We start from the raw sequence: 23,386 nt of genomic DNA, 5'->3' as shown, positions 1-23,386 counted from the left end.
CGGCCTCGCCTCCCCCGGCCGGCTCAGACCAGCGTCGTCTGGGTGACGCCGAGGCTGCGCCAGTACTCGTTCAGCGCGTTGTTGGTCCGGACGAACCAGACGAACGGCAGCACCAGCAGGAAGATGCCGGGGAAGACCCACAGCCCGGTGAGCGCGCTGACCGGCGGGGACTGGCCGCGGCGGGCGTAGAGCTGGCCGACCTCGTGGCTGGCGAGGAACGGCGAGACGAGGCCGAAGACGATGGCGATGACCAGGGCGAGGATGCCGCCGAGGCCCTCGCCGCTGTGCCGCCGCATCTCCTCGTGGACCTGGAAGTACCAGATGAAACCCCAGATCCCGAAGGTGACGAGGAACAGCAGGATGGTCAGCCCGGTGGGCCGCATGCGGCCGGGCGCACCGGTGGGCGGGCCGTACTGCGCCCAGGCCGGCGGCGAGGGCATGGGGCCGTAGCCGGGCAGTCCGTACCCCGGCTGGCCCTGGCCGGTGGGCCCCTGGTCGGGCTGCCCGTAACCGGGCGGCGCCCAGCCCGGCCGGCCGGGGCCCGCGGGGCCGTACCCCGGCTGCGCGGGCTCCTGCCCGCCCGGGGCCTGGCCGGGGGTCTTCTTCGTGAGGTCCGGGCGGTCGCCGGTGGCCATGGCCGTGCCTCCCTCTCGCCGGTGCGCGTGCGCTCCGACGGCAACGTAACCCGCGGGCCGCACCCGCAGAAGCGCTGCGCCCGCGGGTCCCGGATGCCGTCAGCGACCGCGCCACCGCGGCGCCCGGCCCTCCAGCCGCGCGGCGATGCCCTCCCGGCGGTCCTCGGAGAGGTAGGGGTTGGGCCCGACGTCCAGCCGCAGCGCCTGCCACAGCGGCAGCTCCAGGGCCTTGACCGCGGTCTCCTTCATCCGGCGGACCGACACCGGCGCGTTCGCCGCGATCCGCTCGGCCAGCTCCAGCGCGGTGGGCAGCACCTGCTCGGCGGGGACCAGCCGGTTGACCAGCCCCCAGCGCTCGGCGACCTCGCTGGTCACGTGCTCGCCGGTGTAGAGCATCTCCAGGGCGATGCCCATCGGGATCCGCTTGGGCAGGACGACGGAGCCGAAGTTGGCGCCCATGCCGATCCGGGCCTCGGGCAGGCCCATCGGGACGCCGGGCGCGGCCACCCGCAGGTCGCAGGCCAGCGCGAGCTCGAAGCCGCCGGCGACCGCGGCCCCCGCGACGGCGGCCACCACCGGCACCGGCACCTGGGTGAGGACCTCGAACGCGTTGCGGCCCGGCCGGTCCATGGGCGGGCGGAACCGCTCGCCCCGCCGGTCGGCCTCCCGGATCTCGTGCAGGTCGAAGCCGGCGCAGAAGGCGGGGCCGTTGCCGGCCAGCACGACGGCGCGCACCCCGTCGTCCTCCCCGCAGCGCAGCAGCTCCTCGACCAGGTCGGCCTGCAGCGGGGTGGACAGCGCGTTGCGCCGCTCGGGCCGGTCGAGGGTCAGCAGCCGGACGTGCCCCCGGTCCTCGACGACCAGGCCCGACTCCCGCCGCTGCGCGCTCCCCATGACGGCAACCTGCGCCCGTGGGCGCGCCGTCCGCAACCCGGGGCGGGCGTCACCCTCCCGGCCAGCTCCCGTGACGGGGCCGTCCCGCCGCGCTCAGAGGTCCGGCGCGCACTCGCCCTGCCCCAGCCGCGCGAGCCCGGCGAGGTCCCCCGCGGCGAAGTCGCGGACCTCGGTGCGCATCGGGTGCATCAGCTGGGCCTCGTCCGGGACGTGCCCCAGCCCGACCAGGTGCCCGAGCTCGTGCAGGACCACCCCCTGGGCGGCGTCGAACCCCTGCTCCGGGTCGGCGAGGACGTCGGCCATCGCCGCGGCGTCGAACGAGACCCGGCCGGTGACGAACACCTCGCGGCCGCCGGACGTCCGGACCCAGGTGCTGCCGGCCTGGCCGATCGTGCGGGTCGCGAAGTCGGGGTTCTCCTCCTCGGTCTGCCAGGCGACCAGGACCGGCGCCCAGCGGTCCCCGTACCGCCCGGGCTGGAACGCCTCCCGGCCGTCACCGGGAGCCTCGTCGGTGGGGCCGTCGTACACGAACCGCAGGCCGGTGGCCTCGGAGAGCCGCGCGAACGCGGTCCGGACGACCGCCGTGCCCCGGCGGGGGGCGTGGTCGGGGCGGATCACGTACCGGACGGGCCGGCACGGGTCGTACGCCACCGGGGTCACCCCGTCGTCCTGGACCGCGACGAACCCGAACGGCCCGCTCCGGGCGGGCACCCGGCCCGGCTCACCCAGGGGGGCGCGGGCGACCTCGACGCCGGCGGTGGGGGCGAAGCCCGCGGCCGCCGGGCCGGGCTGGGGCAGCCCGGCGGCCAGCGCCCCCAGCGCCAGGACGGCGGCGAGCAGCAGGCGCGGCCCGGACGGCGGACGCCGGCCCGGGGTCGGCGACGCAGCGGCGGCCCGCAGGTCGGCGGTCCCCGGCTCGGTGGTCGTGGAAGTGGTGCTCACCCTCGGTCTCTCGTCTGCCCGGTTCTCGGCAGCCGACATGAGACCATGCGAGGTCACGGATCGGTAACTACGCGGTCGAGTGTCGCTGGACCGGGTAATGCGCGAGGCTGCACCCGCTCGGCAGGTCGCCCCGGCGCCGTGACCCTCCGGAGCCATCCCGCCCGTCCTCCGCAGTCAGAGCGGGCACACCCGTCACAGGCACCCCAGACGTCTCCGCCGCCTGACCGGACCGGTCCGTCCGGGCCGGTAGACACGTCCACCATGAGCGCCACGGACCTGCGGTCGACCGAGACCCCCACCCGGCCGGCCGTGGCGATCCAGGCGACCTCGACGCCGGTGCTCAGCTACGCCCTCGCGCACAACCGCGTCCCGGTGGTCAGCCGGCTGTCGTTCACCAACCACGGGGCCGCCGTCCGCGGGGCGACGGTGCGGCTCGGCGTCCAGGACGCCGAGGGCCCCATCGGTGCCCCGGTCGAGCTGCTGGTCGACCTCGACGAGGGCCGCACCACCGTGCTCAGCGACGTCGGCCTGGTGGTGGACCCGGCCGCGATGCTGCCCATCGAGGAGCAGCGGCCCGGGTCCGTCGAGATCGACCTGCTGGTCGACGGCGAGGACGTCGCCGGCACCGCCGTCCCGGTGCAGGTGCTCGCCGCGGGGCAGTGGCTGGCCGCCCCGGTGCCGCTGGCGCTGGAGATGCTGGCCGCCCACGTGCTGCCGCACCACCCCGCCGTCGCCGCCCTGGTCGCGGAGGCCGGCGCGCTGCTGGCCGAGCGCACCGGGGACCCGTCGGTGGAGGGCCGCGACGCCTCCCCCGAGCGGGTCGACGCCGTCGTCGCGGCGCTGGCCGAGGCGGTGCGCCGGCGCGGGGTCCGGCACAGCGAGGCCGCGGCGGGCTGGGCGGACGTCGGCCAGAAGGTGCGCACGCCCGGGGACGTCCTCGACGGCCGGGTCGGCACCTGCCTGGACACCGTCGTCACGCTGGCCGCGGCGCTGGAGCGGGCCGGGATCCGGCCGCTGCTGTGGCTGGCCGACGGCGCCCTGCCCGGCTCCACCGGCGGGCACGCCTTCCTCGGCTACTGGCGGGAGGAGCGCAGCGGGGAGAGCGCCGCGACCACCGACGTGGCCCCGCTGGTGAACCTGGTCGACCTGGGCCTGGTCCGGCTCGTGGAGACCACCCTGCTGACCACCCGGGGCGGCGAGGGCCCGGCCGACCCGGCGGCGCTGCACGCGGCGGCCTACGACCGGTGGCTGGCCGGGGACCTCGACCGGGTCCTCGGGGTCACCGACGTCCACCGGGCCCGCCGGGACGGCATCGTCCCGCTGCCGGCCCGCACCCGGGGCCGGGACGGCACGGTCCGGGTCGTCGAGTACCGCCCGGCCGAGCACGGCGCGGCCCCCGCGCTGCCGCGCACCCCGCCCCCGGCGGTCCCCGGCCGCCCGGCCACCCCGGCCCGCGTGCAGCAGTGGAAGAACAGCCTGCTCGACCTGTCGCTGCGCAACCGGCTGATCAACTACACCGAGCGCTCGGGGCTGCCCCTGGCCGTGCCCGCCGAGCACCTGGGGAGCCTGGAGCGGCTGCTGCACAGCGGGGTGGCCGTCGCGCTGCTCCCCTGCGACCGCATCCCGGCCGTCGCCCGGGAGCGCGGCGCGACCGCCGCCGCGGACCTGCCGGCGGCCCAGCTGGCCGAGGTGCTGCTGGAGCGCAGGGCGGTGCACGCCGAGGTCACCGAGGGCAGCTACCTGCCGCGGCTGCGCAACCTGGCCTACAAGGCCAAGACCGTGGTCGAGGAGACCGGTGCCAACAACCTCTACCTGGCCCTGGGCAGCCTGGTCTGGGAGGTCGACGGGCGGCCGCTGCGCTCCCCGCTGGTGCTCGTGCCGGTCACCCTGGTGCCCACCGGCCGCACCGGCACCTACCGGCTGGCCCTCGACGACACCGGCGCCAGCACGCCCAACCACTGCCTGCTGGAGAAGCTGCGCCAGCAGCACGGGCTGACCGTGCCGGGGCTCACCGACCCCGCCGACGAGGCCGCCGGCATCGACGTCGACCGGGCGATGCAGGCCGTGCGGCAGGCGGTCGCCGACGCCGGGCTGCCCGCGCGGGTCGAGCCGAGCGCCGACCTCGCGGTCCTCCAGTTCGCCAAGTACCGGCTGTGGCGCGACCTCGACGAGCACTGGGCCGACCTCGCCGGCAACCCGCTGGTCGACCACCTCGTGCACCGGCCCACCGAGGCGTTCGGCGACCCGGTGCCGGCCCCGGCCCGGGTGGACCTCGACGAGCTCGCCGCGCGGTGCCCCGCCCCCGCCGACGCCTCGCAGCTGCAGGCCGTCGCCGAGGCCGCCGCGGGGCGCACCTTCGTCCTCGAGGGCCCGCCCGGCACCGGGAAGTCGCAGACCATCACCAACCTGCTGACCCGCGCGGTCGCCGACGGCAAGCGGGTGCTCTTCGTCGCCGAGAAGCGGGCCGCGCTCGACGTCGTCGCCCGCCGGCTGGAGGCGGTGGGCATGGGCCCCTTCGCCCTGGACCTGCACGACAAGGGCAGCACCGCCGCCCAGGTGCGGGCGCAGGTCAAGGCCGCCCTCGAGCACGCCGTGACCGTCGACGAGCAAGGTCTGGCCGCCGACGGGGAGGACCTGCGCGCCGCCCGCCGGACGCTCGCCCGCTACGCCGACCGGCTGCACGCCGAGAACGCCGCCGGGCTGAGCTGCTACTCCGCGCGGACGGCGGTGCTCTCGGTGCGCGACGACGTCCCCCGGCTGCCGCTGCCGTCGCTGTTCGTGGCCGCGGCCGCCCCGGAGACGCTGACCGCCGTCCGCCGGGCGCTGGCGCTGCTGCCCGACATCGCCGACCTGGTCCGGCCCTCGCCGCGGCACGCCTGGGCGTTCGTCGACACCGCCCGGGTCGACCTGGTGGCCGCCCAGCAGGCCGCCGCCGCGGTGGACGCCGCGATCCGCGACCTGCCGGCCGAGCCGCACCTGGCACGGGCCCTGCGCGAGGTCCGGACGCCGGCCCACCTCGACGCGCTGGCCCACCTGCTCTCCGGCCCCCCGGTCGCGCTCGACGTGCTCGACGAGGTGCCGACCGGCCGCTGGACGGCGGCGACCCGGGCGCTGCTGGCCGAGGTGGCCGCCTTCGCCACCGCCGTGCACCCGGGCCTGGAGCGGGCCACCCCGGAGGTGCTCGGGCTGCCGCTCGGCGAGCTGTTCGTCGCCGCGCAGACCGCGCAGGCCGCCCGGTTCTTCCCCCGGCGGGCCGGGCTGCGGGCGGTCCGCGAGCAGCTGCGCCCGGTGCTGCGGCCCGGCGTCAAGCTCCCGCTGAGCGAGGTGCCGGGGGTGACCGCGCAGCTGTGGCGGCTGCAGCAGGCCGTCCAGGGGCTGGCCGCGCGGGTGGCCGTCGTCCCGGGGCTGTCCACCCCGCCCGGCTGGAACCCGCTGCTGGAGCCCGGCGTGGTCGAGGCCCAGGTGGCGTGGCTGCGCACCGCCGGGGCCGCGGCCGACAGCGCGGCCGACTTCGCCGTCGCGCTGCGCCGCTACGTCGTCGCCGGGCCCGGCCCGGACGCCGCCGCGGCCGCCGCCGTCGCCCGGCTGCGGGACGCGCTCACCGCGCTGCTGCGGGTGTGCAGCAGCGACCCGGCTCGGCTGGCGCGCTGGTGCGGGGACGACGGCGTGGTGCTGCGCTGGCAGATGACCCGCCCCGAGCGCGGGGTCGAGCACACCGGGCTCATGTCGCTGCGCCGGTGGGCCGACTTCCTCGACACCCTCGAGCCGCTGCGCGCCGCGGGCCTGCACGACGCCCGCGACCTCCTGGTGTCGGGCCGGCTGCCCGCCGACGACGCCGTCCGGGCCTTCGAGCACGGTGTGGCGCGCAGCTCCGAGGCCGAGCGGCGGCACGCCAGCGGCCTCGACGACTTCGACGCGGCCGCGCACGAGCGGGCGATCACCCGGTTCACCGCCGCCTCGCGCGCGGTGCGGGCCCACCTGCGGACCGCGCTGCCCGCCGCGGTGCTGGCCGGCCGCCCGGCCGCGGACGACGACCGGCTCGGCGCGCTGCAGCGGGAGCTGGGCCGCTCCCGCCGCGGGCTGGGGGTGCGCGGGCTGCTGGAGCGCTACGGGGACCTGGTCACCGCGGTGATGCCGTGCGTGCTGGTCAGCCCCGACTCGGTGGCCCGGTTCTTCCCGGCGCGGGCGGGCCTGTTCGACCTGGTGGTCTTCGACGAGGCCTCGCAGATCCGGGTGGCCGACGCCGTGGGCGCGCTCGGCCGGGCCCGCTCGGCGGTCGTGGTCGGCGACAGCCGGCAGATGCCGCCGACGTCGTTCCTGGAGCCGTCGTCCGGGTCCGCCGACGACGACGCCACCGACCTGCTCGGCACCGCCGTGGAGGACGAGGAGTCGATCCTCTCGGAGTGCGTCCAGGCGCGGGTGCCGCGGCACTGGCTGTCGTGGCACTACCGCAGCCAGGACGAGTCGCTCATCGCCTTCAGCAACGCCACCTACTACGACAACCGGCTCTCCTCCTTCCCGGCCCCGACGCACGGCCGGCCCTCCCCCGCGGTCGACGGCCGCGGCATCTCGCTGGTGCGGGTCGAGGGCACCTTCCACCGCAGCGGCGCCGGGCGGTTGCTGCGCACCAACCCGCTGGAGGCCAAGGCGGTCGTCGCGGAGATCCGCCGCCGCTTCGACGCCTCCCCCGACCGGGTGCCCTCGATCGGCGTGGTCACGTTCAACGCCCAGCAGCGCTCCTACATCGAGGGCCTGCTCCGCGACGCCGGGGACGAGCGGCTGGTGGAGGCCCTGGACCGCACCGACGGGGAGGGCCTGTTCGTGAAGAACCTGGAGAACGTGCAGGGCGACGAGCGGGACGTCGTGCTGTTCTCCACCGCCTTCAGCGTCGACGACCGCGGTGTCCTGCCGCTGAACTTCGGGCCGCTGAACCGGGTCGGCGGCGAGCGGCGGCTCAACGTCGCGGTGACCCGCGCCCGCCGCCAGGTGGTCGTCTTCTCCTCCTTCGACCCCGCCCAGCTGCGCGCCGAGCAGACCTCCTCGGTGGGCGTGAAGCACCTGCGCGCCTACCTGGACCTGGCCGCCCTGGGCACCGACGCGCTGCCCCGGGACGCCCGGCCGGCCGCCGTCCCCGACCGGCACCGCGAGCAGATCGCCGCGGCGCTGCGCGAGCGCGGGCTGGTCGTGCGCACCGACGTCGGGCTGTCGGACTTCCGGGTCGACCTGTCGGTGGCGCGCGCCGCGCACCCCGACGTCCCGGTCATGGCGGTGCTGCTCGACGGCCCCGCCTGGGCCCGCCGGCGCACCGTCGGTGACCGCGACGGGCTGCCGGTCGAGGTCCTCTCCGGGATGCTCGGCTGGCCGGTGGTCGAGCGGGTGTGGCTGCCGACCTGGCTGCGTGACCGCGCGGCGGTGCTCGACCGGCTGGTCGCCGCCGTGGACGCCGTGCCGCCGCCCGCCGACGGGCCGGCCCCGGTGGCCGCCCCGGAGCCGGTGGCCGCCCCGGCCCCGGTGGCCGCCCCGGTCGTCGAGCCGGCCGCGTCCGCGCTGCCCGCCCCCCGGGTGGTGGCCCCGCTGCTGTGCTCGGTCCCGGCCGCCGTCGCGGTGGTCGAGCCGGTCACCGCGCCGGGCACCGCGCCGGGCACCGCGCCGGTGGGCGCGGCCGCCGAGCCGGTGGCCGCGCCCACCGCGCGGGCCGCCGCACCGCGGGCGGCCCGCCGGCCCGCGCGCACGGCGCCGGCCCTCGAGGGCGAGTCGCCGTTCGTGCCGTGGCTGCCGAAGCCGGCCGGGGACCGCAAGGCCCTGGACCAGCTCGCCGACGCGAAGGTGGCCCGCACCGTGCGCCGGGTGCTGCACGCCGGGCTCAAGGCCGAGGGCCCGGTGCACCGCGACCGGCTCACCCGCCTGGCCGCGGGCGCCTTCGGCCTCAGCCGGGTCGGCGAGGCCCGCCGCGACGCGCTGCTCGCCCTGCTCCCCGCCGACTGCCTCGACGGGGAGTTCGTCTGGCCACCGGCCCTGGACCGCGCCGGCTGGACCGCCTTCCGCCGGCAGGCCTCGGCCGCGGACCGCTCCCTGGAGCAGGTCGCCCCGCAGGAGGTCGGCAACGCGATGGTGGCGCTGTGCCGGGCCGCGGGCCCGCTGACCCGGGAGGAGCTGTTCCCGGCCGCCGCCGAGGTGTTCGGGGCCCGCCGCCGGACCGGGTCGCTCACCCCGCTGCTGGCCGCGGCCCTCGACCGCGCGGTCGCCGCCGGCCGGCTCGGCGAGCGGGAGGACGGCGCCGTCGTCGTCCCCTGACCGCGCCCGCGGGGCGGGTGGTCCACCCTCCCGGGCACACGGCGGGTCGACGGGCGCCGGACTCCGGGTCGGCTCCGGGTGTTCCCGGATGGTCCGGGGGCGCCCGCGGCGGCGACGATGGCAGACCGGGCAGGACGGCGACGTCGCGGGCAGCGGCGCTCCCAGGAACGGGCTCTACCGTCGTCCCCACCGGCGCCGACGACGAGGAGGGCCCTCCCCAGGTGGACGAGACCATCGACCTCGCCGGGCTGGCCGGGACCCGCCACGTCGACCCCCTGGAGGACGGCGACCCGCGGCAGATCGGCCCCTACCGGCTGCTGTGCCGGCTCCCCCGCGGCGGGCAGGGCGCCGACGTGCTGGTCGGCCAGGCCGGCGCCGACCCGCTCGTGGTGATCAAGCGGTTGCCCGAGGCGGCACCGGAGCTGGCCCGCCGGCGGCTGGCCACGGAGGTGGCCAACGCCTCCCTCGTGAAGAGCTCGCGGGTGGCGCGCATCGTCGACCAGGACCTCACCGCCGAGGCCCCCTACTACGTGCAGGAGTACGTCGCGGGGACGCCGCTGGACGAATTCCTGGCCCAGCGCTCCGGCGGGCTCAACGACGAGGAGCTGCGGCGGATCGCCATCGGCCTGCTGCGCGCGCTGCGCGACGTGCACGCCGCCGGGGTGGTCCACCGCGACGTGAAGCCGGGCAACATCATCATCGCCGGCTCCGACGTGTGGCTGGTCGATTTCGGCATCAGCCGCTACATCGGCCCGGAGCCGGTCCCGGGCACCGCCACCACCGGCATCGCCGCGCTCGGCACCAAGCTGTTCGCCAGCCCCGAGCAGCTGCAGGGCGCGGTGCTCACCGAGGCCAGCGACGTCTTCAGCTGGGGCATGGTCATCGCCTTCGCCGCGGGCGCGGTGCACCCGGTGGACCCGGACGACGAGCTGCCCGACTCCGACTACTTCCTCGCGCTGCGGGCCGGACGGCTGTCGCTGGCCGCCGTCCCGCCCAACCTGCTCGACAGCGTGACCCAGGCGCTGCGCTTCGACCCGGCCCGGCGGCCGACCGTGACCCAGCTGGCCCGGCAGGTCGAGGCGCGCACCCGCTGGCTGGGCGGCGCCTCGCAGATCCCCGACCCGCGGACCACCCTCGGCGACCTGCGCTCGGTCGACGCGGTGGTGGAGGCCGGCCGGTACCAGCTCTCCCGGCTGGAGCGGGCGGTCGCCGACACCCGCAGCGGGTACGCCGCGGCGCTGGCCCTGGCCGTGCTCGCGGGCCTCGTCGTCGGGCTGGTCCTGGCTGTGCTGTTCCACGTCGTCGTCTAGCAGCCCCTGGAGGAGCACCCACGTGTCCGGCATGTACGAACGGGCCCTCGCCCAGCAGCGGCTCGACGCCCGCCGCCAGCGCTTCCGCGAGCGCCGGCGGGTCCTGCTGGCGGTCTTCTGCGCGGCCGCCGTCCTCTTCTTCGTCGTGTTCGTCCGCTGACCGCGATGCGTGCCCGCGTCTGCCCCCGCTGCCTGGAGCCCCTGACCGCCGCCGTCTGGCGCGACGCCGCCGGCGTGCCGCGCCGGCCGCCGGTGACCCGCCGCTCCCGGTTCCCCCGCTGGCTGGAGCCGCTGCGCGCCGACGCTGCTCCGGAGCCCACGCCGCGCGACGCCGCCGGAGCGGCCGCGGCGCACGTGGTGCCGACCTGCCCCCGCGGGCACCGGCTGCCCCCGGCCTACCTGGAGCGGCCGACGGTCGTGCTCGGCCTGGTCGGCCTGACCGGCGCCTCGAAGAGCACCTACCTCACCGTGCTCGTCGACCTGCTGCACGAGGGCGCGCTGGCGCCGCTGGGCATCTCGGTGGAGATGGAGGAGGACAGCGCCGCCCGCTTCGACGAGCACCGCTACCGGCTGGTCGTCGAGCGCCGCCAGCTGCCGCTCACCCTGCCGCTGCTGGGTGAGGGCACCAGCCCCGAGCCGTTCGTGCTGGTGCTGCGCGGGCCCGGCCGGGGCGGGGTCGAGCGCGCGCTCAACCTGGTGGTCTTCGACGCCTCGGGGGAGCAGCTGTACCGCAGCGAGGACATGGGCCAGTACGGCAAGTTCCTGTACGCGGCCAGCGCCCTGGTCGTCCTGGTCTCCCCCGGCGTCTTCCCGGGCCTGCGGCACCTGGCCGACCCCGGGGAGGAGGGCCTGGGCCTGTCGCGGCACACGCAGATGGTGGTCAACCTCGCCGCCCTGCTGCGCAGCGCCCGCAACCTGCACCCCGACAGCCCCGTCGCGGACGTCTCGGCCGCGGTCGTCCTCGCCAAGGCCGACAAGCTGCGCGCGCTGCCCGACTTCCCCGAGGAGGCCCTGCGGGACGTCGACCTGGCCGCGCGCCCGCTGTCGTCGTGGTTCGCCGACGTCCGGACGACGAGCTCGCGGCTGGTCGACTTCCTGGAGCTGCGCGGCGGGGCCAACCTGCTCACCGCGCTGCTGCACCGGCTGCCCCGGCCGACCGTGCACGCGGTGAGCGCCACCGGCGCCGACGCCCGGGACGGCGGGTACCCCACCATCGCCCCCGTCGGGGTCCTCGAGCCGCTGCTGGTGCTGCTGGCCCGGCACGGCTTCCTCGCCGAGGAGGGCCTCGACCCGGAGGAGACCGGCGCGCGCCGCGAGTGGTCCCGGTGACCGCCTGCCCGCAGGCGGTCTACACCTCCGCCCGGCGCACCCTCGAGGGCCCGGGCTTCGGCGTCTTCGCCGTGTCCGCGGGCTGGCCGGCCGCGATCGGGCGGACCCGCGCGGCCCTCGGCGGGCTGGTCGCCGGCAGCCCCGGCGGCGGGGAGGCCTTCGGGGTCGTCCACCGGGACGGCGGCCGGCTGCTCAGCCGCACGGTCGCCGCCGCCGCCGACGGCTTCGGCCGCGAGGGCAACTACCTGGTCCACCTGCTGTGGGACGGCGCCGGGCGGCTGGGTCCCCGCGACCTGCTGGCCGTGCGCCGGGCCGGGTTGTTCCTCGACGCCCTCCCGGCCGACGCCGAGCCCACCACCGACCTGCCGCCGCTGCCGGTGCCCGAGCCCGAGCGCGCCGCCCCGGTGCTCAGCGGCGAGGACGTCGACGCGCTCACCCCGCCGCTGGCCCGGCTGCTGGCCGCGCTGGCCGGTCACCGGGGCGAGCTGACCCTCCCCCCGGTGACACCAGGGGGCCGCGACGTGGCCGCGGTGCTCTTCGACGTGCTGCCCCGGACCCTGGCGGCGCCGGTGTCGCTGAGCGCGGGCCCGGCCGCCGACCGCGGCGACCGGGCGCCGGTCCGGGTGCGCCTGGACGCCGCCCCCGCCGCGGGACGGCGGCCCACCGCGGCCGACACCGAACGGGCCCGCGCCCTCCTCGAGGCCGCCGGCAAGGGCGACCTCGCCCCGGACACGCTGACCGACGTCCGCCAGCTGGACGTGTGGCTGTTCGCCGACGCGTGGGCCGACGCCGACGCCGCCGACCTCACCCCCGAGCAGGTCGGGTGCGTGCTCGACTCGACCGCCGCCCCGCGCTGGCTGGCCCGCGGCCGCAACACCGTCGCCGCGCTCGAGCTGGCCGACGACCCGCACGTCCAGCGCCCGCTGGCGGGGGCGGTCGCCCGGGACGCCGCCGCGGCCCTGCGGGTGCGCGAGCAGGTCCTCGCCGGGCTGCTCGACGAGGTGCTCGACGGCGCCGAGGGCCCCGGGGAGCGGGCGGTCGAGCTGGCCGCGCTCACCCAGGGCGACCTGTGCCGTGCGCTGGCCTCCGCGGTGGCCGGCGGGCGGCGGGTGGCCCGCCTGGGCGGCGAGGCGCGGCTGCTGGTCGAGCAGACGCTCAGCCTGGGCGTGGAGCTGCCGCTGCTGGAGCTGACCGACGACCTGTGGGAGCTGGCCCAGCTGGCCACCCGGCGGCGGGTCGTCGGTGACGCGCTGGTCGCCCAGTGGCCCGCCGCGCCGGCCGACCGCCGGCCGGCCCTGCTCGGGCACCTGCTGGTGGCCGACGCCGGCTGGCTGTCCCGGCTGGAGCCGGTGCTCGCGCCCACCGGGCTGCCGCAGGTGCTGCGCTGGGCGGCGCTGCGGCTCGACGCCCCCGGGGTGGAGCGGCTGGCGCTGACCGTCGCCACCGGCGGCGCGGCGGGGAGGGGGTGGGCGCTGCGGGAGGTCCTCCTCGGCGCCGAGCTGCCCGCCGACGAGGCCGCGGCGGTGCTCGCCCGCAACCTCACCGTGCTGCTGGCCGACGACGGCTGGCCGCGGGACGTCGCCGCGGCCCTGGCCCGCGGTCGCACGGGCGGCGAGGACACCGGGAACCGGCGGCGCCGCGGTCCCCGGCGCCGGGGCGAGAGCGGGCGCTGACCCCGTTCCGCCGGGCGCCCCGGGTCGGGCAGAGTGGTCGGCATGCCGGATCCGGCCGACGCCCCGGGACTGCTCCTCGTCGTCTGCGACCCGGTGGTGGGCCGCGGGCTCGCCACCGACCTCGGTGCCCGGTACGGCACCGCCGGGGTCCTCGCGGCGGCGGACGGGGCGGAGTGCCTCCGGGTCCTGGAGGTGCGGTCCCGCGTCGTCGCGGTCGTCCTCGTCGCGAGCCGGCTGCCCGACGGGTCCGGCGTCGACCTGCTCCGGGAGGTGCGCCGGCGGCATCCCGCGGTGCGCCGGGCGCTGCTGAGCCCGCAGTACGTCAGCGACCCGGCCGAGTACGACGAGGGTCGCCTGCTCGGCGAGGCACTCGCCGAGGGCGTCGCCCAGGCGGTGGTGCCCCGGCCGTGGCGGCCCGCGGCCGACCGGCTGTACCCGCCGCTCGACGACCTCCTCGAGGGCTGGCGGCTCGACCGCGAGGCCGAGGTCGCCACGGTCACGCTGGTCTGCCCGGCCACGTCGGCGCACGGCAACGAGCTGCGCGACCTGCTCACGCGCAACGGCCTCCCCCACGAGTGGCTCGAGCCGGGGTCGGAGCGGGGCCGCGCCCTCCGCGAGCGCGCCGGGGCGGCGGAGGAGCAGGTCGTCGTGGCCCTGCACAACGGGGCGCTGCTCGTGGACCCCGGCCCCCGCGAGATCGCCGAGCGGCTCGGCGTCCGGATCCGCCCCGAGCGCGGGACCTACGACCTCGTGGTCGTCGGCGCCGGACCCGCCGGGCTGGCCACCGCGGTCTACGGCGCCTCCGAGGGCCTGCACACCCTGGTCGTGGAGGCCGAGGCCTTCGGGGGCCAGGCGGGCACCAGCTCGCGCATCGAGAACTACCTCGGCTTCCCCAGCGGCATCAGCGGCGGCGCGCTCATGCACCGGGCCGGGATCCAGGCCGGCCGTCTGGGCGCGGAGACGGTCATCCCGCAGCGGGTGACCTCCCTGCACCGGCGGGAGGGCTGGTGCGTCGTCGGGCTGGACGCGGGCGCCGAGGTGCGGGCCCGGACCGTCGTCCTCGCCCTGGGCGTCTCCTACCGGCGCCTGCCCGCCGAGGGCACCGAGGCCCTCGTGGGCAGCGGGGTGCACTACGGTTCGCCGACCGTGCAGCTGCCGGGCGTGGCCGGAGGGCAGGTGTTCATCGTCGGTGGCGGCAACTCCGCCGGTCAGGCGGCCGTGCGGCTGGCCGAGTCCGCCGCCCGGGTGACCCTGGTCGTCCGGGCCGGCTCGCTGGCCGCCGGCATGTCGCACTACCTGGTCGGGCAGCTCGACGCGCTGCCGACCGTCCGGGTCCTGACCGGCACCGAGGTGGCGGCCTGCCACGGGGAGGGCCGGCTCACCGGGCTGACCCTGCGCTCCGGCTCCGGGGACGTCGAGGTCGCCGCGGACGCGCTGTTCGTGATGATCGGCGCCGTCCCGGGCACCGGCTGGCTCCCCCCGGAGGTGCTGCGCGACCCCGCAGGCTACGTCCGCACCGGGCCGGACCTGCCACCCGCCGGCGAGGGGGAACGCTCCCGGCAGCTGCTGGAGACCGCGGTACCCGGCGTCTTCGCGGTCGGGGACGTCCGCTCGGGATCGGTCAAGCGCGTCGCGGCGGCCGTCGGTGAGGGGTCCGTCGTCGTCTCGCTCGTGCACCGGTACCTCGCCGAGCTCGGGGAGGCGGCCGACGCCGCGCGGGTCGGCGTCTGACGGGTCGGGCGGCCGGGGTCAGGTCCGGCCGAGACCGACCAGGGTCACGTCGTCGGAGGCCGGCGGGTCGAGCGCGGCCAGGACGTCGTCCAGCAGCTGCTGCGGGTCCCGCCCGCCGGCCACGGCCGCGGCCCGCAGGGCGTCGAGGCCGTCGGCGACCGTCCGGCCGCGGCGCTCCACCAGCCCGTCGCTGTAGAGCAGCAGCCGGTCGTCCCCGTCCAGCTGCACCGTGCCGGCCCGGTAGTCGGCGTCGTCGAGCAGCCCGAGCGCGGGGCCGCGCGCGTCGCGCACCAGCTCCGCGCCGGCACCGGTCAGGTGCAGGACCGGCGGGTGCCCGGCGTTGGCGACCACGACGCGGCCGGTCTCCGGGTCCAGCTCGACGACCACGGCGGTGGCCAGCTCGCCGGGCAGCAGCGCCGCGACCACCTGGTTGAGCCCCGCCAGCGCGGCCGCGGGACCCAGGTCGCGCAGCAGGTGGGCGCGCAGGGCGTGGCGGAGCTGGGCGGTCACCGAGGCAGCGGCCAGGCCGTGCCCGGCGACGTCCCCCAGCACCACGGAGAGCCGGCCGCTGGGCAGCGGGACCAGGTCGTACCAGTCGCCGCCGACCACGTCGTCGGCGCTGGGCCGGTAGCGGGCGGCGAGCGCGACCCCCGGGACCTTGGGCAGCTCCTCCAGCAGCAGGGTGCGCTGCAGGGCCGAGGCCAGCCGGTTGTCCTCCTCGGCGCGGGCCAGGGAGGCGGCGGCCACCTGGCCGGCCACCGCGCGCGCGGCCGCCACCTCGTGCGGTCGCCACGGGCGGGCGGTGCCCCGGACGGTCTCGGTCCACGCGGCGAAGGAGCTCCGGGGGGACAGCCGCGGCCCGGTCGGCGTGGGCACCGTCGGGGTGCTGTACGGGTTGCCGCCCCAGGTGACCTCGCGCGGGGTCTCGGGGCGGAACCAGGCCAGGAAGTCGCCGCGGCGCCCGCCGACCGGCACCGCCAGCACCCCGGCGGCGGTGCCGGCGAGCCCGGCCGCCCCGGGCAGCACCCGGCCGAGCGCGTCGGTGACCTCGCAGCCGGCGTCGAGCAGCGCGGTGACCAGCGGCACCACCCGGTCGGCCGGCGGCGTCGTCCCGAGCAGGCGGAGGCGGCCCTCCAGGCGCACCGCGGCGCCGCCGGCCGGCACCAGGTCCAGCACCGACGGCTCGCCCTCGGTCAGCACCCGCGCGGCCGTCCGCGGGGCCCGCCCGAGTGCGGCGACCACCTGGGCCTGGCGCTGCGCGACACCCACCACGTCGTCCCGGTCGCCGGCCTCCTCGAGGGTGCGCAGGAGCAGCGAGGCCGTCCGGCCGAGGAACTCCGCGGCGACCCGGTCGGGGTGCGACGGACGCCGGAGGCCGGCGTAGTGGTGGCAGGAGACCAGGCCCCACAGCCGGCCGCGGTCGACCAGCGACACCGACATCGAGGCGACCACGCCCATGTTCGCCAGGTACTGCAGGTGCACCGGGGAGACGCTGCGCAGCACCGCGCCGGAGAGGTCCAGCGGCCGCCCGGTCGACGGGGTGGGCGTGGGGACCAGCGGCACCGGTGCGTACGTCGCGTCGGGGATCAGCCGCATCCAGTTGCGGGCGTAGAGGGCCCGGGCCTGGGCGGGGATGTCTCCGGCCGGGTAGTGCAGCCCGAGGAACGGCTCGAGGTCCGAGCGGCGCGCCTCGGCGACCACCTCGCCGTTCCAGTCGGCGTCGAAGCGGTAGACCATCACGCGGTCGAAGCCGGTCAGCTGCCGGACGTCGCGGGCCAGCACGTCGGTCAGCTCGGCGAGGGTGCGGGACGCCGAGAGCCGCTGCAGCACGGCCGGGAGCCGGCGGTGCCAGGCCGCCCCGGCCTCCTCCGAGCCGGCGACCGGCTCCCACTCGGTGACCAGCAGCCCGTCGGCGCGGTGCAGGACGACGTCGAACTCGGCGGCGCCGACCCGCAGCCGCAGCGGCTCGGCGCCGCCCGGGTCGTCCGGGCCCTGCGCCTCGGCGGCCGCGCGCAGCCGGTGCAGGTCGTCGGGGGCCAGCAGGTCGGGGAGCGCGCGGACCGGGCCGAGCAGCGCCACGGCGTTGGCGGAGGCGACCTCGACCTCGAGCCCGGGCTCGGTGGCCGCGAGCAGGGCGCCGTGCGGCTGGACGGCCCCGGGGACGGCGATGGGCTCCTCGGCGCAGCCGGCCAGCGCCTTCTCGTCGGCCCCGGGGACGGCGGGCGGGGGCGGGGGGACCGGCTGCGCGGACGACGTCGTCATCGCCGCCGGCCCTAGGGGCCGACCTCCGGTTCGCTCAGCGTCGGCGACTCCACGATCGGGACGACCGCCTGCAGCTCGAGCAGGTCGAGGACCAGCCACACCGCCCGGTTCGCCGCCGGGCAGACGACCTCCAGCGCGGTGCCGGCCGCGCGGGCGCGGCGGGCGGCGAACGCGAGGGTCCGGGCGCCGGAGGAGTCCAGGAAGGAGGTGGGGGTGAGGTCGATCACCAGCGAGCGGGGCGCCTGGGACAGCTGGGACATCACGGCGTCGGTGAGCTGCGGGGCCGTGGCGATGTCGAGCTCGCCCCGTACCCTCAGCCCTGGTCGCCCGAGGACCGACGTCCGCTCGATGTCGAAGAGCACGTCCGGTCCCCTCTCGTGGTCACTGGCCTCCCGGAAGGGTAGTTGCCACCGCTCAGGGAAGCAGGCTCTGCATGGACATCAGGTTCAGCGTCCGCCTTCCGGTGGACGGCAGGAGCGTGCCGTTCGTGCGCGGGCTGTGCCGGCAGGCCCTGGAGCACCTGGGCATCTCCTCCGAGGTGGTGGGCGAGATCACGCTCGCCCTGACCGAGGCCTGCGCCAACGTCGTCCAGCACGCCGGCGACCACGGCGGGTACGAGGTCGAGGTGGCCATCGACGACCGGCTGTGCGTGATCAGCGTGCGCGACGACGGCGAGGGCTTCGACCCCGCGGCGCCGGTGCAGGTCGAGGACCCGCTGCTCGGCGGCGGGCGCGGCCTGCTGCTCATGCAGGCGCTCGTCGACCGGCTGGACTTCCGGCACGACCCCGACGGCCGGCACCGGGTCACCCTGGAGAAGCGCCTCTCCCCCACCCCGTCGCTGCGCCTCGTCGACCCGAGCTGAGGGTGGTCGCCGGCTGATGGCTGTCCCGGGAGAGGTCCTCGCGGCCCGCTACCGGTTGGACTCCCTGGTCGCCACCGGCGGCATGGGCGAGGTCTGGCGCGCCCGCGACCTGGTGCTCGACCGGCCGGTGGCGGTGAAGGTGCTGCGCGAGGAGCTCGCCGCCGAGGCCGGCTTCCGCGCCCGTTTCCGCGCCGAGGCGCGGCTGGCCGGCGGGCTGGTGCACCCGAACGTCGCCACGCTGCACGACTACGGCGAGGAGGTCACCGGCTCGCGGCACCGCGCCTGGCTGGTGATGGAGCTGGTGGACGGCGAGCCGCTGTCGGCGCTGCTGGCCCGCGAGCGGCGGCCGGCACCGGACCGGGTGCTCGACCTGCTGCGGCAGGCCGCCGCCGGGCTGGCCGCCGCGCACGCCGCCGGGATCGTGCACCGCGACGTCAAGCCGGCCAACGTCCTCCTCCGCACCGACGGCACGGTGAAGCTGACCGACTTCGGCATCGCCCGGTCGGCGGCCAGCCTGCCGGTCACCCGCACCGGGCAGGTCATGGGCACCGCCCAGTACCTGGCGCCGGAGCTGCTCCGGGGCGCCGCGGCGACGCCGGCCAGCGACGTCTACTCCTTCGGCGCGGTCGCCTACGAGTGCCTCGCCGGCCGCCGCGCCTTCGACGGACCCGTCCCGGCCCAGGTGGTGCTGCAGCAGCTCGAGCGGGAGCCGGACCCGCTGCCCGCCGACGTCCCCGGCCCGCTGCGCGCCCTCGTGCAGCGCACCCTCGCCAAGGACCCGGCGCGGCGCCCCCCGGACGGTGCGGCCCTGCTGCGGGCGCTGACCGCGGCCGGCTCCGGGCACGGGCCCGCGCCCGCCGACGACGCGACGCGGGAGCTGCCGGCCGTCGGCGCGGCCGCCCCCGCCGGCACCCGGGTCCTGCCGCTGCCCCCGGCGGCCGCGGACCCGGTGACCGCGGTCCCGGGGAGCGGGGTCCCGGGGAGCGGGGACCCGGCGCCCGCGGACCCTCCGGGGCGGCCGGCCCGCCGCCGGTGGCTGCTGCCCGTGGCGGCGGCGTTCCTGGTCGCCGCCCTGGCGGTGGCCCTCGTGCTGGGCCTCGGTGAGGGCGGGGAACCGGCGTCCGAGCCGGCGCCGAGCAGCCCGTCGACGTCCGCGCCGGCGCCGCCGGAGACGGTGACCGTGTCCGGTGCCGCGCTGGTGGGCCGGCCGGTCGACCAGGTCGAGGCCGAGCTGGCCGCGCTGGGGCTGGTCGTGCAGCGGCGTCCCCTGCAGACGGCGGACGTGCCGACCGGTCAGGTGATCGCCGTCGACCCGACCGGCGAGCTGCCCCCGGGCTCGACCGTCACGCTCACCCACGCCACCGCCCCGGCGCCGCCCGCCCCGGCGCCGGCTCCCGCCGAGGACGACGAGGACGGGCCCGGCGACGAGGACCCGGAGGACGCCGGCTCCGGCAACGGCGACGAGGGCGGCGGCAACGGCGACGAGGGCGGCGGGAACGGGAACGAGGGCGGCGGCAACGGGAACGAGGGCAACCAGGGCAACGGCAACGGCCGCGGCCGGGACGGCTGACCGGCCGCCTCAGCGGGCCGGCGCGACCTCCCGGGCCAGGGCGGCACCCCACTCGCGGGCCCGGTCCTCCTCCCCGGCCTGCAGCGGCCCCTCGGCCGCGGTGACGCGGAAGTGCTCGGCCGGCGCCACCAGCCGGCAGCCGCGGTCGGTGAGCAGCCGCTCCTCGGTGCGCGACGCGTGGTCGAGGTGCACGAGCATCCGCGGGTGGTCCATGCGGGTGTCGAAGGCCGCCGCGGCCAGGCCGGGCGCCTCCAGGGAGAGCTCGCCGAGCCACTCCCGCAGCCCGACGTCCACCGTGGCCAGGTGCAGCTCGGGGTGGTCGCGGACGGCGCCCTCCCGGGTGGCGCGGCGCGGCATCGCCATCGCGTGGTTGGGCCCGCCGACCACGAGCAGGGCGACCTCCGACCCGATGCGGGTCGGCGCCTCGGCCGCGGCGACCACCGTGGCGGGCAGCTGCCCGGACAGGCCGTCGGCGACGGCGCGGGCGATGGTGCGGGCGTTGCCGAACAGGGACTCGTAGACGACCAGGGCGCGGGTCACGGCGTCCTCCTCTCGGAGCGGGGGCGGTACCGACGCTAGGGGCGGTACCGCCCCGGGGCCGCCGACCGAGGTCCGCTCCGGTGCGGGCCGGAGGTCCCGGTGGGGGTCCCGGGGAGCCTGCGTCCGCACCGGGTGGCGTCGCCGGCCGGCCGGTCAGCTCCGCCAGCGTGCGCGGACGTCCTCGGCGAAGGCCGCGTACTCCCGGACCGGCAGGACCTCCTCCAGCGTGAGGTGGTGGCTCATCGGCAGCGCGCCCATCACGATCCGGTCGAGCTCGTCGTGCGACTCGACGTCGACGATGCCGATGACCCGGCGCTGCCCCGAGACCTTGTAGAGGCTCTTGATGACCCCGGCCCCCATCGCACCGATCGCCGCCTGCGTCTCGCGCTCCCACTCGTCCCAGAACTCGTCGCGGTCCAGCCGGGTGTGCTCGACGCGGAAGCTGAGGTGGAACAGCATGGGGCGCTCCAGGCACTCGGGCGGTCGGGCGCCGCCGCGGACGGGGTGAGCGACAGCCTGCTCGCGACCCCGGGCACGGGCAAGCCGTCCGCGGGGTACGGGGCACCCGTGGAGACGATCAACGACCGACTGCTGAACTGGGCGTCGATCCTCGAACCGACCACCCGCCTGCAGGCCGAGCGGACGGCGTCCATGCCGTTCATCCACCCGCACGTGGCGCTGATGCCGGACGCGCACCTGGGCAAGGGCGCCACCGTCGGCTCGGTCATCCCCACCGACGGTGCGGTCATCCCCGCGGCGGTCGGGGTGGACATCGGCTGCGGCATGGACGCCGTCCGCACCCGGTTCACCGCTGCCGACCTCGCCGGCCGGGACCTGGCCGTGCTGCACCGGCAGATCGCGCGGGCGGTGCCGCTGTCGGCCGGCCGGTACAACCGCCGGGTGCGCGACTCCGCGGCCGCGCGGGTGGCCGAGCTGCGGGAGCTGCCCGGCGCCGCCCAGGCCGACGGGGCCGCGCCGAACTGGCCGCTGCAGCTGGGTTCCCTCGGCTCGGGTAACCACTTCATCGAGGTCTCCCTCGACGAGGCCGACCGGGTGTGGCTGTTCCTGCACTCGGGGTCGCGCGGGGTGGGCAACCGGCTGGCGTCGAAGCACATCGCGGTCGCGCGGGAGCGCTGCCGCGGCGAGCACCTCCCCGACCGCGACCTCGCCTACCTGGTCGAGGGGACGCCGGAGTTCGACGCCTACGTCGAGGCCCTGCTGTGGGCGCAGCGGTTCGCCGCGCTCAACCGGGCCGAGATGGTCGACCGCGTCGCCGAGCAGGTCTCCCGGTTCCTCGGCACGGAGGTGCAGCGGGTGCAGGAGGTCTCCTGCCACCACAACTACACCGCGCGGGAGACCCACCTGGGCCGGGAGGTGTGGCTGTCCCGCAAGGGGGCGATCTCCGCGCGCCCGGGCCAGTGGGGTCTCATCCCCGGCTCGATGGGCGCGGCCTCCTACGTCGTCGTGGGCCGGGGCCACCCCCTGGCCCTGATGTCGGCCCCGCACGGCGCCGGGCGCAACCACTCCCGGGGCGCGGCCCGGCGGCTGTTCACCCGCGCCGACCTGGACCGGCGGATGGCCGGCATCGCGTGGGGCCGGTCGGACGCCTTCCTCGACGAGCACCCGGAGGCCTACAAGGCGATCGAGGTCGTGATGGCCGACGCCGCGGACCTGGTGGAGGTCCGGCACACGCTGCGCCAGGTGGTCAACGTCAAGGGCGACTAGGGCCTGCCGTGGCGATCCGCTCCCGGGCGGATCAGGCTCGAGCGGGCGTTCGTCCGCCCCACCCAGGCAGAGGTCTACCACCTCGTCGAGGGCGGCGGGGTCGTCGTCCTGGACGGCGTCGAGCACCCGGTGGCAGCCGGGTCGGCCGTGTTCATCCCCGGCGACGCCGAGCACGGCATCCGCAACACCGGCGACGGTCCCCTCCGGTTCGTGTACGCGTTCGCGACCGACTCGATCGACGACGTGGTGTACCGCTTCTCCGACTTCTCCGACGACGGATGACCGTGACGGCTGCCGGGCCGCCGGCGGCAGGAGGAGGCTGGGCGCCGTGATCGCCCACCCGCGCACCTCCCCGGACCGCCCCCGGTCCGGCACCGCCCGCGCCGCCCGGCGGGACCGGGCCCGGCTGGCCGGCATCACGACCCGTGGTGACCGGTTCGACCCCGACGCGGTCGCGGACCTGCCCGAGCCGGCGCGCCGGCTCCTGCGGCACGCGGTGGCGCCGGGGACCCCGCTGTGGCGCTCGGCCGAGCTGCGCATGCGCGGGCGGATCCGGATCGGGGCGTGGCGGCCGTTCACCGCCCGGCAGGTGCTCGCCCCGCCCACCGGCTTCGTCTGGGCGGCGACCGCCCGGTTCGCCGGCCTGCCCGTCACCGGCTTCGACCGGCTCACCGACGGCACCGGCGAGCTGCGCTGGAAGCTGCTCGGCCTGCTGCCGGTGCTCACCGCCACCGGCCCCGACGTCACCCGCAGCGCCGCCGGCCGGCTCGCCGGGGAGGGGCTGTGCTGGCTGCCCACCGCCTACCCGGACGTCGTGTGGTCGGCCGGCGAGGGCCCGGACACCGTGACCGCCACGTACCGGATCGGGCACCGGTACACCGGGGGCGACCGCACCGGGGACGACGGCACCGGGGAGGAGGTCGCGCACCTCCGGGTCGGCCCGGACGGCGGGTTGCGGGAGCTCGTGCTGCAGCGCTGGGGCGACCCGGGCGGCCGGCCGGCCGGGCGGTACCCGTTCGGCGTCGCGGTGGAGGCCGAGCGCACCTGGCAGGGGGTCACCGTGCCCTCGGTCGTCCGCGCCGGCTGGGACCGGGGCACCGACCGCCAGGCCGAGGGCGAGTTCTTCCGCGCCGAGATCACCGACGTGACGTTCCGCTGAGCACGGCACGCGAGGCCGGGGCCGCGTATCCGCTTGGCCGGGGCGAGGGGTCCTGCGAGGCTCGGGGGCATGCCGCCCAGCACCGCCGGCGCACTGTTCGACCGGTTCCTGGCCACTGCGGAGGCAGTCGCCCAGGCACGGCCCGAGGTGGACGTCGAGGTGGCTCGGGAGGCGCTCCTCGAGGCGGCGACCCTGCTCCACGACGGCCTCGTCCTCGACGACCTGGACGCGCACGACGCCCGTGCGGTCATCGCGGGGCTCTGCGCCGATCTCGTCGCCGAGGACCCGGGCGCCAGGCTGCGCGCACGTTCCCGGGCGGCGTCGGAGGACCCCGGGGACCTGCACGACCCGGAGCGCGTGTCCGCGACCTACCTGCTCGCCGCGGCGACCCTGCAGCTCTGAGCGCGCCGTCCCGGTGTGCGGGGGGGCGGGGGGGGGGGGGGGGGGGGGGGGGGGGGGG

General features: G+C 77.8%; 19 protein-coding genes. 12 read left to right on the top strand and 7 right to left on the bottom strand.

The window, feature by feature from the left end; translation table 11 throughout:
- Positions 1–23: 23 nt before the first annotated feature.
- The 3 genes from ACI8AC_RS22195 to ACI8AC_RS22185 form a co-directional block, all read right to left on the bottom strand.
- Positions 24–635, bottom strand: a complete 612-nt coding sequence (locus tag ACI8AC_RS22195) for a DUF4234 domain-containing protein (protein ID WP_456900016.1) — start codon at positions 633–635, stop codon at positions 24–26.
- A gap of 99 nt (positions 636–734) precedes the next feature.
- Complete coding sequence (locus ACI8AC_RS22190; RefSeq protein WP_456900015.1) at positions 735–1,529, bottom strand: enoyl-CoA hydratase/isomerase family protein; 795 nt, start codon at positions 1,527–1,529, stop codon at positions 735–737.
- A 93-nt stretch (positions 1,530–1,622) separates the two neighbouring features.
- Positions 1,623–2,471 (bottom strand): matrixin family metalloprotease, encoded by an 849-nt coding sequence (locus ACI8AC_RS22185; protein WP_456900014.1) that lies wholly within the window; start codon positions 2,469–2,471, stop codon positions 1,623–1,625.
- 261 nt (positions 2,472–2,732) lie between these two features.
- Between ACI8AC_RS22185 and ACI8AC_RS22180 the strand changes: the two genes are divergently transcribed.
- The 6 genes from ACI8AC_RS22180 (at position 2,733) to ACI8AC_RS22155 (ending at position 14,808) form a co-directional block, all read left to right on the top strand.
- Positions 2,733–8,765, top strand: coding sequence for a DUF3320 domain-containing protein (locus ACI8AC_RS22180; RefSeq protein ID WP_456900013.1), 6,033 nt, complete (start codon positions 2,733–2,735; stop codon positions 8,763–8,765).
- 221 nt (positions 8,766–8,986) lie between these two features.
- Entirely contained in the window at positions 8,987–10,075 is a 1,089-nt protein-coding gene (locus tag ACI8AC_RS22175) for a serine/threonine-protein kinase (protein ID WP_456900012.1), read from the top strand.
- Between the two features lie 22 nt (positions 10,076–10,097).
- Positions 10,098–10,235 carry a hypothetical protein gene (locus tag ACI8AC_RS22170; protein WP_158579963.1) on the top strand — a complete coding sequence of 46 codons (138 nt, stop codon included), beginning with the start codon at positions 10,098–10,100 and terminating at the stop codon, positions 10,233–10,235.
- A 5-nt stretch (positions 10,236–10,240) separates the two neighbouring features.
- Positions 10,241–11,404 carry a TRAFAC clade GTPase domain-containing protein gene (locus tag ACI8AC_RS22165; protein WP_456900011.1) on the top strand — a complete coding sequence of 388 codons (1,164 nt, stop codon included), beginning with the start codon at positions 10,241–10,243 and terminating at the stop codon, positions 11,402–11,404.
- Complete coding sequence (locus tag ACI8AC_RS22160) at positions 11,401–13,077, top strand: GAP1-N2 domain-containing protein (RefSeq protein ID WP_456900010.1); 1,677 nt, start codon at positions 11,401–11,403, stop codon at positions 13,075–13,077. The genes ACI8AC_RS22165 and ACI8AC_RS22160 overlap by 4 nt, the downstream gene beginning before the upstream one ends.
- Before the next feature lie 42 nt (positions 13,078–13,119).
- Positions 13,120–14,808: an FAD-dependent oxidoreductase gene (locus ACI8AC_RS22155; protein ID WP_456900009.1), complete on the top strand. Its 1,689-nt coding sequence runs from the start codon at positions 13,120–13,122 to the stop codon at positions 14,806–14,808.
- Between the two features lie 18 nt (positions 14,809–14,826).
- Here ACI8AC_RS22155 and ACI8AC_RS22150 read toward each other — a convergent pair whose 3' ends face one another.
- Both ACI8AC_RS22150 and ACI8AC_RS22145 read right to left on the bottom strand, forming a co-directional pair.
- Positions 14,827–17,070 carry a SpoIIE family protein phosphatase gene (locus ACI8AC_RS22150; RefSeq protein ID WP_456900008.1) on the bottom strand — a complete coding sequence of 748 codons (2,244 nt, stop codon included), beginning with the start codon at positions 17,068–17,070 and terminating at the stop codon, positions 14,827–14,829.
- Positions 17,071–17,081: 11 nt separating this feature from the next.
- Entirely contained in the window at positions 17,082–17,432 is a 351-nt protein-coding gene (locus ACI8AC_RS22145) for an STAS domain-containing protein (RefSeq protein WP_456900007.1), read from the bottom strand.
- Between the two features lie 71 nt (positions 17,433–17,503).
- On the opposite strand from ACI8AC_RS22145, the gene ACI8AC_RS22140 reads away from it, so the two are divergent.
- Positions 17,504–17,932, top strand: a complete 429-nt coding sequence (locus tag ACI8AC_RS22140; RefSeq protein ID WP_456900006.1) for an ATP-binding protein — start codon at positions 17,504–17,506, stop codon at positions 17,930–17,932.
- Positions 17,933–17,948: 16 nt separating this feature from the next.
- Positions 17,949–19,502, top strand: coding sequence for a protein kinase domain-containing protein (locus ACI8AC_RS22135; protein ID WP_456900005.1), 1,554 nt, complete (start codon positions 17,949–17,951; stop codon positions 19,500–19,502).
- Positions 19,503–19,511: 9 nt separating this feature from the next.
- Here ACI8AC_RS22135 and ACI8AC_RS22130 read toward each other — a convergent pair whose 3' ends face one another.
- On the bottom strand, positions 19,512–20,042 hold the full coding sequence (locus ACI8AC_RS22130; protein ID WP_456900004.1) for a flavodoxin family protein: 531 nt from the start codon (positions 20,040–20,042) through the stop codon (positions 19,512–19,514).
- Between the two features lie 153 nt (positions 20,043–20,195).
- A complete protein-coding gene (locus tag ACI8AC_RS22125) occupies positions 20,196–20,501 on the bottom strand; it encodes a muconolactone Delta-isomerase family protein (RefSeq protein ID WP_456900003.1) in 306 nt (101 codons plus the stop codon).
- A 45-nt stretch (positions 20,502–20,546) separates the two neighbouring features.
- On the opposite strand from ACI8AC_RS22125, the gene ACI8AC_RS22120 reads away from it, so the two are divergent.
- The 4 genes from ACI8AC_RS22120 (at position 20,547) to ACI8AC_RS22105 (ending at position 23,328) form a co-directional block, all read left to right on the top strand.
- A complete protein-coding gene (locus ACI8AC_RS22120) occupies positions 20,547–21,767 on the top strand; it encodes an RtcB family protein (RefSeq protein ID WP_456900002.1) in 1,221 nt (406 codons plus the stop codon).
- Positions 21,768–21,770: 3 nt separating this feature from the next.
- Complete coding sequence (locus ACI8AC_RS22115) at positions 21,771–22,049, top strand: cupin domain-containing protein (protein ID WP_456900025.1); 279 nt, start codon at positions 21,771–21,773, stop codon at positions 22,047–22,049.
- Between the two features lie 46 nt (positions 22,050–22,095).
- Positions 22,096–22,926: a DUF6544 family protein gene (locus ACI8AC_RS22110; protein ID WP_456900001.1), complete on the top strand. Its 831-nt coding sequence runs from the start codon at positions 22,096–22,098 to the stop codon at positions 22,924–22,926.
- Between the two features lie 69 nt (positions 22,927–22,995).
- The gene (locus tag ACI8AC_RS22105; protein WP_456900000.1) at positions 22,996–23,328 is read left to right on the top strand and encodes a hypothetical protein; all 333 of its coding nucleotides are present in this window, start codon (positions 22,996–22,998) and stop codon (positions 23,326–23,328) included.
- Positions 23,329–23,386 lie beyond the last annotated feature (58 nt).

The sequence above is a fragment of the Geodermatophilus sp. SYSU D00758 genome, assembly GCF_054049955.1.
This window is presented reverse-complemented; position numbering and strand designations above follow the sequence as displayed.

Coding starts and splice junctions, on each gene's coding strand:
- ACI8AC_RS22195 (WP_456900016.1), bottom strand. CDS start 635: ATGGCCACCGGCGACCGCCCGGACCTCACGAAGAAGACCCCCGGCCAG.
- ACI8AC_RS22190 (WP_456900015.1), bottom strand. CDS start 1,529: ATGGGGAGCGCGCAGCGGCGGGAGTCGGGCCTGGTCGTCGAGGACCGG.
- ACI8AC_RS22180 (WP_456900013.1), top strand. CDS start 2,733: ATGAGCGCCACGGACCTGCGGTCGACCGAGACCCCCACCCGGCCGGCC.
- ACI8AC_RS22165 (WP_456900011.1), top strand. CDS start 10,241: ATGCGTGCCCGCGTCTGCCCCCGCTGCCTGGAGCCCCTGACCGCCGCC.
- ACI8AC_RS22155 (WP_456900009.1), top strand. CDS start 13,120: ATGCCGGATCCGGCCGACGCCCCGGGACTGCTCCTCGTCGTCTGCGAC.
- ACI8AC_RS22150 (WP_456900008.1), bottom strand. CDS start 17,070: ATGACGACGTCGTCCGCGCAGCCGGTCCCCCCGCCCCCGCCCGCCGTC.
- ACI8AC_RS22140 (WP_456900006.1), top strand. CDS start 17,504: ATGGACATCAGGTTCAGCGTCCGCCTTCCGGTGGACGGCAGGAGCGTG.
- ACI8AC_RS22135 (WP_456900005.1), top strand. CDS start 17,949: ATGGCTGTCCCGGGAGAGGTCCTCGCGGCCCGCTACCGGTTGGACTCC.
- ACI8AC_RS22125 (WP_456900003.1), bottom strand. CDS start 20,501: ATGCTGTTCCACCTCAGCTTCCGCGTCGAGCACACCCGGCTGGACCGC.
- ACI8AC_RS22105 (WP_456900000.1), top strand. CDS start 22,996: ATGCCGCCCAGCACCGCCGGCGCACTGTTCGACCGGTTCCTGGCCACT.